The sequence below is a fragment of the Mesorhizobium sp. M2E.F.Ca.ET.209.01.1.1 genome (assembly GCF_004010375.2).
Lineage (GTDB): Bacteria > Pseudomonadota > Alphaproteobacteria > Rhizobiales > Rhizobiaceae > Mesorhizobium.
Window position 1 is genome coordinate 283,198 of record NZ_SADP02000001.1, and the last position, 12,732, is coordinate 295,929.

Annotated in this window: 7 protein-coding genes; 4 read left to right on the top strand and 3 right to left on the bottom strand. The window is 64.2% G+C overall.

The window, feature by feature from the left end:
• Positions 1-45: 45 nt before the first annotated feature.
• Positions 46-951, bottom strand: coding sequence for a UTP--glucose-1-phosphate uridylyltransferase GalU (gene galU / locus EN852_RS01445; protein WP_127874625.1), 906 nt, complete (start codon positions 949-951; stop codon positions 46-48).
• 239 nt (positions 952-1,190) lie between these two features.
• Between galU and EN852_RS01450 the strand changes: the two genes are divergently transcribed.
• On the top strand, positions 1,191-2,411 hold the full coding sequence (locus EN852_RS01450; RefSeq protein ID WP_127874626.1) for a lytic murein transglycosylase: 1,221 nt from the start codon (positions 1,191-1,193) through the stop codon (positions 2,409-2,411).
• A gap of 114 nt (positions 2,412-2,525) precedes the next feature.
• The gene (locus tag EN852_RS01455; RefSeq protein WP_127874627.1) at positions 2,526-3,734 is read left to right on the top strand and encodes a DUF459 domain-containing protein; all 1,209 of its coding nucleotides are present in this window, start codon (positions 2,526-2,528) and stop codon (positions 3,732-3,734) included.
• A gap of 155 nt (positions 3,735-3,889) precedes the next feature.
• Here EN852_RS01455 and EN852_RS01460 read toward each other — a convergent pair whose 3' ends face one another.
• On the bottom strand, positions 3,890-5,344 hold the full coding sequence (locus EN852_RS01460) for a glutamate synthase subunit beta (RefSeq protein ID WP_127874628.1): 1,455 nt from the start codon (positions 5,342-5,344) through the stop codon (positions 3,890-3,892).
• Between the two features lie 191 nt (positions 5,345-5,535).
• Positions 5,536-10,272, bottom strand: coding sequence for a glutamate synthase large subunit (gene gltB, locus EN852_RS01465; RefSeq protein WP_127874629.1), 4,737 nt, complete (start codon positions 10,270-10,272; stop codon positions 5,536-5,538).
• Positions 10,273-10,761: 489 nt separating this feature from the next.
• On the opposite strand from gltB, the gene EN852_RS01470 reads away from it, so the two are divergent.
• Positions 10,762-11,811: a low specificity L-threonine aldolase gene (locus EN852_RS01470; RefSeq protein WP_127874630.1), complete on the top strand. Its 1,050-nt coding sequence runs from the start codon at positions 10,762-10,764 to the stop codon at positions 11,809-11,811.
• A 21-nt stretch (positions 11,812-11,832) separates the two neighbouring features.
• On the top strand, positions 11,833-12,726 hold the full coding sequence (locus tag EN852_RS01475) for an MBL fold metallo-hydrolase (RefSeq protein WP_127874631.1): 894 nt from the start codon (positions 11,833-11,835) through the stop codon (positions 12,724-12,726).
• Positions 12,727-12,732 lie beyond the last annotated feature (6 nt).

Consider the following 12,732-nt stretch of genomic DNA (forward strand, 5'->3'; position numbering starts at 1 on the left):
GGGGCGCTCGGGGCTACGGTGGTATGCGGAATTTGCCCACACCTCCTAGAAAGCGACCCCGCGGCGCTCGACCGGCCGCACTTCGTCCAGCAGCGTGCGGATGACGCCGGCCATGCTTGCGTTCATGTCGCTGCGCCACAGCGCGAAGGCGACATTGGCCTCGACGAAACCTTCCGGCGAACCGCAGTCGAAGGTGCGTCCCTTATAGTGGTAGCCGTAGAAGGGCTGCTTCTTCTCCAGCTTCAGCATCGCGTCGGTCAGCTGGATCTCGTTGCCGGCGCCGCGTTCCTGGCTCTCCAGGATGCCGAAGATTTCCGGCTGCAGGATGTAGCGGCCGTTGATGTAAAGATTGGAGGGTGCTGTGCCCTGCTTCGGCTTCTCCACCATGCCGGTGATGCGGAAGCCGTGATGGGTGTCCTCGCCGCGGCCGACGATACCGTATTTATGCGCCTCGGCCGGATCGCATTCCTGCACCGCGATGATGTTGTTGCCGGTCTCGGCGTAAAGCTCGACCATGTCCTTCATGCAGCTCTTTTCCGACTGCATGATCATGTCGGGCAGAAGCAGCGCGAAAGGCTCGTCGCCCACCAGCTCGCGAGCGCACCAGACGGCGTGGCCGAGGCCCATCGGCACCTGCTGGCGCGTGAAGCTCGTTTGCCCCGGCGCCGGCTGCAGGCGCTGCAGGCGGGCGAGCTGGTCGTCCTTGCCGCGCTGGGCGAGCGTGTCGTAGAGCTCGAACTGGACGTCGAAATGGTCCTCGATGACCGCCTTGTTGCGCCCTGTCACGAAGATGAAATGCTCGATGCCGGCCTCGCGCGCCTCGTCGACCACATACTGGATGACCGGCCGGTCGACGACGGTCAGCATTTCCTTCGGAATGGCCTTGGTGGCCGGGAGAAACCGCGTGCCGAGGCCGGCGACCGGGAAAACTGCCTTGCGAACGCGCTTCATGCTGACACCCCTGCTTTTCGGCCAATTATCCGCTCGGCGGCACGCTCCGCAATCCCCCCAAACATTTCCACGCCGGAATCATTTTCACGCCGGAATGTTGGGCTACCGAACGGCCAGGTTGAATGTGAGAGCTAAAAGCCGCGACACCTCTTTTCGTTCCCGGCGGCACCTATGGTAAACTAAATACTAACCCGGTTCGGCGTTGAATGATCCTTCCTGATTTGACGAAGGAGGAAATGATGTCCGTTCGCAACACCGCGAGGCGCCTGACGGCACTGGCGACCGCAGCCGGCCTGACATTGGCCCTGCTGATGCCTGCCGGACCCGCTTTCGCCGATGCCGGATTCCGCCAGTGGGTTGCCGGCTTCCGCGCCACCGCGGTGGCAGGCGGCGTTTCGGGCGCCGTCTACGATCAGGCCATGAGAGGTATCGAGCCTGATCCGGTCGTGCTGGAAAAGGCCCGCACCCAGCCGGAATTCACCGCCCCCGCCTGGGATTATTTCGACAATCGCGTGCATGACCAGTCGGTGGCCAATGGTCGCACGATGGCGAAGAAATGGAAGCCTTGGCTCGATCGCATCGAGGCGCGGTTCGGTGTCGACCGCAACATCCTTTTGGCCATCTGGTCGATGGAATCGAACTATGGCGAGATCCTCAAGCGCGACGACATCATGCGCAATGTCATCCGTTCGCTTTCCACCCTCGCCTATGGCGACGCGAAGCGCTCGAAATATGCCCGCACGCAGCTGATCGCGGCGCTGAAGATCCTGCAGACCGGCGACATCGACGAGAGCCATCTGATGGGCTCCTGGGCCGGCGCGATGGGCCAGACCCAGTTCATCCCGACCAGCTATCAGCGCTATGCCGTCGACATGGACGGCAACGGCAGGCGCGATATCTGGAACTCGATCCCCGATGCGCTGGCGACCTCCGCCAATCTGCTCATGAAGAATGGCTGGCAGGCAGGCAAGACCTGGGGCTACGAGGTCACCATTCCGGACGGCAAGCTGCCCGGCGGCGCAAAGACAATTGCCCAGTGGCAGGCGCTCGGCGTCGTCCGGGCCAGCGGCAAGCCGTTCAAGAACCTGACCGACAAGGCGACACTGAAAGTGCCGGACGGCCGGGGCGGCCCCGCCTTCCTGATGATCCGGAATTTCTCGGTCATCAAGGCCTACAACAATGCCGACAAATACGCCTTGGCCGTCGGCCTGCTCGCCGACGAGATCGCCGGCGGCACCGGCCTGGTGCAGGACTGGCAACGCCCCTTCACCAAGCTCAGCTTCGAGGAGCGGCAGGAGCTGCAGAAGCGGCTTTACGAGCACGGCTATTATGAGGGCAAGTTCGACGGCAAGATCGGTGATAGCTCGAAGGCCGCCATCATGGCCTATCAGGCCAAGGTTGGCTTGACGCAGGATGGCTATCCGAGCCTTGAAGTGCTCAAATGGCTCCGCAAGCAGTAGAACCCGCGGAATCGCCAGGCATCCTTTCAAAGACGGCAAGGATGCTGTAGCGCTTCGGCTTGCGCATGACTTTCCCGCGTCTGCCTGGTCATGCGCCAAGGGATGGAGAGTTGTTTGGTGTCGGTTGCGCGTATCAGGCAGAGCATTCGCCGGGCGCCCGTCCTGATTCTTGCCCTTGCCGTGCTTGTCGTCACCGCCGCCGGCGCTTTCCACGCCCCTGCGTTCGCGCAGGAGGAAAGCCGTGGCTGGTCGCTGCGCGACCTTCTGTTTCCGCGGCGCAGCGAACGCATCGAACCGCCCATCGAAGTCCAGCCAAGGTCGAAACCCAAGAAGAAGCCCAAGCCGCGCCCGCCGGCGGAGCCCGAGACGCCGATCGTCGAGAAGACGAACGACGCCCGCGTCGTGCTGGTGGTCGGCGATTTTCTGGCGGGCGGGCTGGCGGAGGGCTTGGACACGGCCTTTGCCGACAATCCCGCCGTCAGGATCGTGGCCCGCTCCAACGGTTCGTCCGGATTCGTTCGTGACGATGTCTACAATTGGCCAGCCCAGATAAAAGCGCTGATCGAAACCGAGAAACCGGCGGCTGTGATCATCATGCTCGGTTCCAACGACCGCCAGCAGATGAAGGTCGGCGACGTGCGCGAGCAGCCGCGCTCGGAGAACTGGACCAAGGAATATGAGCGCCGCACCGATGCGCTGGGCAAGGCCCTTCAGGAGACCAAGGTGCCGTTCCTGTGGGTCGGCATGCCGGCTTTCGGTGTGTCCAAAATGAACTCCGACATGCTCGCCTTCAACGACATCTATCACTCGGCCGCGCAAAGCCACGGCGGCGAGTTCGTCGATGTCTGGGACGGCTTCGTCGACGAGAATGGCGCGTTCGTCACCTCAGGCCCGGACATCAACGGCCAGCCGGTGCGCCTGCGTTCCGACGACGGCATCAACGTCACCAAGGCCGGCAAGCGCAAGCTGGCCTTCTACACGGAAAAGCCGTTGGCCAAGATTCTCGGACTGGCGGCGCCGGGAAGCATCACCACCGTGTCGGCGCCGGCCGGCGCTCCGGTCGAGGCGCCGAAGCCCGCCGCCGCGCCCGTCATCGTCGACCGCACCGCGCCGATGCTGCTCGGTGACCCGGCGCTCGACGGCGGCACCGAACTGCTGGGTGCCGCGCAGCCTGCCAGGGCCGATCCGAATCTGCCCGGCGAAAAGCTGATACTGGAAGGCGAGGCTCCCACGGCCTCGCCCGGCCGCGCCGACGATTTTTCCTGGCCGCCGAAGCCGACCGCCGCCGCTCAGCCCGATACGACGACGGGCATCAATCAGTAGCTCATCGGCTCGGAGACCGTTTCAGAAATTCGCTCCTGTGAGTCAGATGGTGGTGTTTTCGAGAACCGGAGCGGAGCGTACGTTGTCGTACGTGAGCACCGGAAGCGCAGAAAACGCCATCAGCTGGCCGCAGGAGTAGAATTTCTGAAACGGTCTCAGCGCGGCAGTACCGTCGACCCCATCAATGCCTCATCGATCGAGCGCGCCGCCTGGCGGCCTTCGCGGATCGCCCAGACCACCAGCGACTGGCCGCGGCGCACGTCGCCCGCGGCATAGAGCTTGTCGACGCTGGTCCTGTAGTCGCGATCGTTGGCCTCGACATTCCGCGAGCGGCGGCTGTCGGTGACGACCTTGATCTTGCCGTCCAGCTCCTTCATCAGGCTGTCGCCCGCCGGGCCGGCAAAGCCGATGGCGATGAAGGCGAGGTCGGCGCGGATGACGAATTCGCTGCCGGCGATCGGCTTGCGCTTCTCGTCCACCTCGCAGCAGCGCACGCCGGTCAATTGGCCGTCCTCGCCGATGAACTCGAGCGTCGCAACCTGGAATTCGCGCTCGGCGCCCTCGGCCTGCGAGGAGGACGTGCGCATCTTGGTCGCCCAATAGGGCCATACGGAGAGCTTGTCTTCCTTCTCGGGCGGCTGCGGACGGATGTCGAGCTGAGTGACGCGCACCGCGCCCTGGCGGAAGGCGGTGCCGATGCAGTCGGACGCGGTGTCGCCGCCGCCGACCACCACGACATGCTGGCCGCCGGCGATGATCGGATGCGAGGGCCATGCCACCGACTGGATCGGCTCGCCGCCGACACGGCGGTTCTGCTGCACCAGATAAGGCATCGCGTCGTAGACGCCGCTGAGATCGGCCCCCGGAATGCCGGCCGGACGCGGCGTTTCCGAGCCGCCGCAATAGAGCACGGCGTCGAATTCCTCGACGAGGTCGGTCACTTTCATGTCGACGCCGACATTGACGCCGCAATGGAAGGTCACGCCCTCACCCTGCATCTGCTCGATGCGCCGGTCGATATAGTGCTTCTCGATCTTGAAGTCGGGGATGCCGTAGCGCATCAGCCCGCCGGGGCGGCTTTCGCGCTCATAGACATGCACGTCGTGCCCGGCGCGGCCGAGCTGTTGCGCCGCCGCCATGCCCGACGGTCCGGAGCCGATGACGGCAACCCGCTTGCCGGTCTTCTTCTCCGGCGGATAGGGCCGGATATGGCCGGTTTCATAGGCCTTGTCGGCGATCGCCTGCTCGACCGTCTTGATGGCGACCGGAATGTCCTCGAGGTTCAGCGTGCAGGCTTCCTCGCAGGGCGCCGGGCAGATGCGACCGGTGAATTCCGGGAAATTGTTGGTCGAATGCAGGTTGCGGATCGCGCTGTCCCAGTCGCCATTGTAGACGAGGTCGTTCCAGTCCGGGATCTGGTTGTGGATCGGGCAGCCGGTCGGCCCATGGCAGAACGGAATGCCGCAGTCCATGCAGCGCGCGGCCTGTTTCTCGACCTCCCTGTCCGACATCGGCAGCGTGAATTCGCGGAAATGCCGGATGCGGTCCGAGGCAGGCTGGTACTTGTGCACCTGCCGGTCGATCTCGAGAAAGCCTGTTACCTTGCCCATAGTCCAGTCCCTGCTGTCCGAAGGCACGCTTTTGTCGCGCACCCGTTAACCCCATAAGGCCGCCATGGCAACCGCACCTTGTTGGAGCATGACCTTCGCCGAGTTCCCACTTTTCGGGGTCATGCTCTCGGGGTCAGGATTGTTGGTGAGGATGCCGGCCGGAAAGACGTCTTTCCGGCCATGCCCGATGCTTATTCCGCCGCCACGCTCATGCGCATGCGTTCCATCTCGATCAAGGCGCGGCGATACTCCACCGGCATGATCTTGCGGAATTTCGGCCGGAAGTTCTGCCAGTCGTCCAGGATCTCGCGGCCGCGCACCGAGCCGGTGTAATGCACGTGGTTCGAGATCAGCTGGTAGAGCCGTTCCTCGTCATGGCTGGTCATGTCGCCCGACACGTCGACGCGGCCCTTATGGTCGAGGTCACCGCCGTGATGGAGCAGCTTCTCCATCAAATCGTCCTCTTCCGGAACCGGCTCGAGCTCGACCATCGCCATGTTGCAGCGCTCGGCGAAATCGCCCTTCTCGTCCAGCACATAGGCGACGCCGCCCGACATGCCGGCCGCGAAATTGCGTCCCGTCTTGCCGAGCACGACCACGATGCCGCCGGTCATGTATTCGCAGCCATGGTCGCCGACACCCTCGACGACAGCCGCCACGCCGGAATTGCGCACGGCGAAACGCTCGCCGGCGACACCGGCGAAATAAGCCTCGCCCTCGGTGGCGCCGTAAAGCACCGTGTTGCCGACGATGATCGAGTCGGCAGCCACGATCTTGGCTTCTTCCGGCGGGCGGATGACGATGCGGCCGCCCGACAGGCCCTTGCCGACATAGTCGTTGCCGGCGCCGACCAGCTCGAACGAAACGCCCCGCGCGAGAAACGCGCCGAAGGACTGGCCGGCCGTGCCGGTGAGCTTCACCTGGATCGTGTCCTCGCGCAGGCCCTTGTGCTTGAAGCGCTTGGCGACCTCGCCCGACAGCATCGCGCCCGCCGAGCGGTCGACGTTGCGGATCGGCAGCTCGATAGTGACGGCCTGCTTGGCGTCCAGCGCCGGCTTGGCCAATTCGATCAGCTTGCGGTCGAGCACGTCGTCGATCGGATGCTTCTGCCGTTCGGTCCAGTGCAGCGCCTCATGCGGCGCATCGGGCTTGAAGAACATCTTCGAGAAGTCGAGCCCGCGCGCCTTCCAGTGCTGGATCACGTCGCGCTTTTCCAGGAGGTCGCTGTCGCCGATGATCTGGTCGAGATGGGTGAAGCCCATTTCGGCAAGCAACGCCCGCACCTCTTCCGCCACATAGAAGAAGAAGTTGATGACGTGCTCCGGCGTGCCCTTGAAGCGCTTGCGCAGCACCGGGTCCTGCGTCGCCACGCCCACCGGACAGGTGTTCAGGTGGCACTTGCGCATCATGATGCAGCCGGCCGCGATCAGCGGCGCGGTCGAGAAGCCGAACTCGTCGGCGCCGAGCAGCGCGCCGATGATGACGTCGCGGCCGGTGCGCAAGCCGCCATCGACCTGCAGCGCGACTCTGCTGCGCAAGCCGTTGAGCACCAGCGTCTGGTGCGTCTCGGCAAGGCCCATTTCCCATGGGCTGCCGGCATGCTTGAGCGAGGTCAGCGGCGAAGCGCCTGTGCCGCCGTCATAGCCGGAGATGGTGATGTGGTCGGCGCGCGCCTTGGCGACGCCCGCCGCGACCGTGCCGACGCCGACTTCCGACACCAGCTTGACCGAGACGTCGGCCGCCGGGTTGACGTTCTTCAGATCGTAGATCAGCTGCGCCAGATCCTCGATCGAATAGATGTCGTGATGCGGCGGCGGCGAGATCAGGCCGACGCCGGGCGTCGAGTGCCTGACCTTGGCGATGGTGGCGTCGACCTTGTGGCCGGGCAGCTGGCCGCCCTCGCCGGGCTTGGCGCCTTGCGCCACCTTGATCTGCATGACGTCGGAATTGACCAGATATTCCGCCGTGACGCCGAAGCGCCCCGAAGCGACCTGCTTGATCGCCGAACGCTCCGGATTCTTGCCGCCGCCAGGCAGCGGCAGATAACGGTCGGCCTCTTCGCCACCCTCGCCGGTGTTCGACTTGCCGCCGATCTGGTTCATGGCGCGCGCCAGCGTGGTGTGCGCTTCCCTGGAGATCGAGCCGAACGACATCGCCCCGGTCGAGAAGCGCTTGACGATCTCGGCCGCCGGCATGACGTCCTCGAGCGCGACCTTCTTGCGGCCGGTTTCTTCGGCCAGCTTGATCTTGAACAGGCCGCGGATGGTTTGTGCCCGCGCGGTCGCGCTGTCGATCTGCGCCGAATACTCCTTGAACGTGTCCCAGGAGCCCTGCCGCACGGCATGCTGCAAGGTAGCGACCGCATCCGGCGACCACATATGCGCCTCGCCGCGCATGCGGAACATGTATTCGCCGCCGACCTCCAGGCTGTTGCGCAGCACCGGATCGCTGCCGAAGGCGTCCGAGTGGCGGCTGAGCGTCTCGGTGGCGATCTCGTCCAGGCCGACGCCTTCGATCAGCGTCGCGGTGCCGGTGAAATACTTCTCGACGAAATCGGACTTCAGCCCGATGGCGTCAAAGATCTGCGCGCCGCAATAGGACTGGTAGGTCGAGATGCCCATCTTGGACATCACCTTGAGGATGCCCTTGCCGATCGACTTGATATAGCGCGAGACCACCTCGTATTCGTCGACCTCGGCCGGCAGCTCGCCGCGCTTGTGCATGTCGAGCAGCGTGTCGAAGGCAAGATAAGGATTGATCGCCTCGGCGCCATAGCCAGCGAGGCAGCAGAAATGATGCACTTCGCGGGGCTCGCCGGATTCGACGACGAGGCCGACCGACGTGCGCAACCCCTTGCGGATCAGGTGGTGGTGCACCGCCGCCGTGGCCAGAAGGGCTGGAATGGCGATGCGGTCAGGCCCGACCTGACGGTCCGACAGGATGATGATGTTGTAGCCGCCGGCGACCGCCGCCTCGGCCCGCTCGCAGAGCCGGTCGATGGCGCCCTGCATGCCGGCAGCGCCCTCGTTCGAGCCGTAGGTGATGTCGATCGTCTTGGTGTCGAAACGGTCCTCGGTGTGGCCGATGGAGCGGATCTTTTCCAGATCGCCATTGGTCAGGATCGGCTGGCGGACTTCGAGCCGCTTGCGCCGCGACGTGCCGACCAGGTCGAAGATGTTCGGCCGCGGCCCGATGAAGGACACCAGGCTCATCACCAGCTCCTCGCGGATCGGGTCGATCGGCGGATTGGTGACCTGGGCGAAGTTCTGCTTGAAATAGGTATAGAGCAGCTTCGACTTGTCCGACATCGCCGAGATCGGCGTGTCGGTGCCCATCGAGCCAACGGCTTCCTGGCCCGTGGTCGCCATCGGCGCCATCAGAAGCTTGGTGTCCTCCTGCGTGTAGCCGAAGGACTGCTGGCGATCGAGCAGGCTGACATCCTTGCGCAGCGCGCGCGGCTCGACCGGCTTCAGGTCCTCCAGGATCAGCTGCGTGTTGGCGAGCCAGGTCTTGTAGGGATGCCTGGTCGCGATCTCCGACTTGATCTCCTCGTCGGAGACAATGCGGCCCTTGGCGAGGTCGATCAAAAGCATGCGGCCGGGCTGCAGCCGCCACTTCTGCACGATCTTCTCCTCCGGCACCGGCAGCGCGCCGGCTTCCGACGCCATGATCACGCGGTCGTCGTCGGTGACGATATAGCGCGCCGGGCGCAGGCCGTTGCGGTCGAGCGTGGCGCCGATCTGGCGGCCGTCGGTGAACACCACCGCCGCCGGTCCGTCCCACGGCTCCATCAGCGCCGCATGGTACTCGTAGAAAGCCTTGCGGTCGGCGTCCATGAGCTTGTTGCCGGCCCAGGCTTCCGGGATCAGCATCATCATGGCGTGGGTGAGCGAATAGCCGCCCTGGAACAGGAACTCGAGCGCGTTGTCGAAGCACGCCGTGTCCGACTGGCCCTCATAGGAGATGGGCCACAGCTTCGAGATGTTGTTGCCGAACAGCTCGGAATCGACCGAGGCCTGGCGTGCCGCCATCCAGTTGTTGTTGCCGCGCACGGTGTTGATCTCGCCGTTGTGCGCGACCATGCGGTAGGGATGCGCCAGCTTCCACGACGGGAAAGTGTTGGTCGAGAAGCGCTGGTGAACGAGGATCAGCGCCGTTTCGAAGCGCGGATCCTTGAGGTCCTTGTAGTAGGCGCCGACCTGGTAGGCGAGGAACATGCCCTTGTAGACAAGGGTGCGCGCCGACAGCGACACGCAATAGGCGCCGATGTCCTTGTTGTCGTTCTCGGCGTAGATGCGGCCAGAGATCACCTTGCGCAGCAGATAAAGCCGCGCCTCATATTCCTCGTCATCCGGAATGTCGGCCGTGCGGCCGATGAACACCTGCCGGTGGAAAGGCTCGGAAGCCACGATATCGGGCGCCTTGGACAGCGACGAATTGTCGACCGGCACGTCGCGGAAGCCGATGAGCGGCAGCCCTTCCGACTGCGCCGATTCGGCGATGATTTCTTCGATATGCGCGCGAAGCGCCGCGTCCTGCGGCATGAACCAGTGGCCGACGCCGTACTGGCCGGCCGGCGGCAGCTCGACGCCCTTGGCGGCCATTTCCTCGCGGAAGAAGGCGTCCGGGATCTGCACCAGCACGCCTGCGCCGTCGCCGACCAGCGGGTCGGCGCCGACGGCGCCGCGATGGGTGAGGTTTTCCAGCATCGCCAGACCGTCCTCGACGATCCGGTGCGACTTCACGCCCTTCATGTTGGCGATGAAGCCGACGCCGCAGGCGTCATGCTCGTTGCGCGGATCATAGAGGCCCTGGGCGGCAGGGCCGTTGGTGGTTCGGCCGGCTTTGGTCAGGACGGTATTTTTAACGGCTGCCGCTTTCGTCTGCGCGGCCTGGCCGTAGATCGCAGATGGCGTCAGTTCCGTCATCGTCCTATCCTCCGTTCTCCACCTTGGCCCTGACTGTCTGAGGGCGCTGGTTTGCCTTGGGAAGCACAAGGCTTCCCCTTCATCCTGCTGCACGTCTCGCGAAATCTACCGAACCATACGGCTATACGCCCGGTTCGCATCCGGTATCGTACAGGCTAGAGCCGGGCCGTCTACCCGCCGCTCGCGACAATGGCCGGAATGGCAGCAATGATACGCCAGTCCAGCCTGTTTTGTGCGACAAAATAAGACAGCACTACTGTCCTAAATTTTTATGGCAGAAATCAGGGACCTATACAAGACCGATTCACAAAAAACTTGGGCGTGCCGCGACACAAAATTTCGTGACGAGTGCGGCAAACGCAAGCTTTGGTCCGGGCCTTTCGAGGTGATGCGCTGGCTTCACCGCTTTGCCGGCGATTGGCCCTTGCGCTTCTTCCGCCGAAGCGGTCAAGTCCCGCCGCTTTTGGCAACCACAATACGGACCTCTCGATGTTCTTTGCATCCGACAACTGGGCGGGCGTGCATCCCGACATTTCGGCCAATCTCTCCCGCCACGCCGCCGGCACGGCCACCGCCTATGGCGACGGCGACCTGGACCGCGCCGTCTATCGCCGCTTCAACGAGATCTTCGAGCGCGAGGTTCAGGTCTTCTTCGTCGCGACCGGCACCGCGGCCAATGCGCTTTCGATGGCCGGGCTGAACCGCATCGGCGGCATCGCGCTTTGCCACTCCGAAGCGCATATGAATGTCGACGAGTTCGGCGCGATGGGTTCCTACACCGGCGGCGCGCGCACGGCGCCGGTGTCCGGACCGCTGGGGCGCATGAACCCGGAGGCGCTCGACCGCGCCATCAGGCGCTATTCGCAGGACCTTGCTCCCGCCGGCCAGCCGATGGCGGTCACCCTCACCCAGGCGACCGAGGTCGGCACGGTCTACAGCGTCGACGACGTCAAGGCGATCGCTGAGGTCAGCCGCCGCCACAAGCTGCCGCTCCACATGGACGGCGCGCGCTTCGCCAATGCGATCGCGGCGACCGGTGTCAGCCCGGCCGAGATGACCTGGAAGAGCGGCGTCGACCTCATCTCCTTCGGCGCCACCAAGAACGGCTGCTGGATGGCCGACGCGGTGGTGATCCTCAATCCGGATGTCGGCAAGGAATTGCGCCTGTTGCGCCAGCGCGCCGGGCAGACTTTTTCCAAGGCGCGCTTCATCTCGGCCCAGTTCGAAGCCTATTTCAACGACGATCTGTGGCTGCGTATGGCAGGCCACGCCAATCAGATGGCCGCCCACCTGGCCGAGACCGTCGAGGATGCGCCGGCAGGGAGGCTCGCCTGGCTGCCGCAGGCCAATGAGGTGTTCGCGATCCTCAACCGCGAGACAGCCGAGAAGCTGCGGACGGCAGGCGCCAAATTCTACGAATGGGGCGTGCCTTCGGGGTTCGACGGGCACCTAGGCGACAATGAAGCGATCTACCGCTTCGTCGCCAGCTTCGCGACCACGACGGAAGAGATCGACCGTCTCGGCGAGTTGCTTGGCTGATCGAAGGTCGAGGGCTTTCGGATGACCAAGCCGCCTCTCGGCTCGACAATGCGGCTGGTTCGTCCGGCGCCGAATGTGCTGGGCTTCTACGACGGCCGCGTCGATCGGGTTCGTATCTGGTCGGACGAGCCGAATTGGCTCGACGACGGCGCCTACACGCTCGGCATCTGCACCTATGCGATCGTCGACGGATCGCAGGCGCTCGTCTATGACACGCATATCTCGCTCGCCCATGCCCGCTTCATCCGGCGCACGCTTGGAGAGATGGGTGTGACGTCGATACGCGTCGTGCTCAGCCACTGGCATGACGACCATATCGCCGGCAACGAAGTGTTCCAGGACTGCGAGATCATCGCCAATAGCCTCACCGCATCGGCGCTTGAACGCGGCCGCGCCGAGATCGAGGGCGGCAATCCGCCGATCAAGCCGCTCGTGCTGCCCAACAGGATATTCGACAACAGCCTGAGCCTGCGGGTCGGAGCGATCGCGATCGAACTGCGCCAGGTGGAAATCCACAGCCATGACGGCACGGTGCTGCTGATGCCCGATGCCGGCTTGCTGCTGGCCGGCGACACGCTGGAGGATTCCATCACCTATGTCTCTGAGCCAGAGCGTCTGGAGGAGCACTTGATCGACCTCGAGCGCATGTCCGGTTGGGGATTCGATCGGATCCTGCCCAATCATGGTTCCTTCGAGACAATCAAGGCCGGTGGCTATGACAGAAGCTTCATCACGGCGACGGAAGCCTATGTGCGAAAGCTGCTTGCCTGCCGGCAAGACCCCGATTTGGCGAAACAGGATCTGAAGACCTTCGGCGCCGACATGTTTTCAACGACGGCGGTTGAATATTTTGCGCCTTATGAACCCGTGCACCGACAGAACGTGGAGGCCGTTGTCGCGGCAAAGCGCCGGTAATGTGCC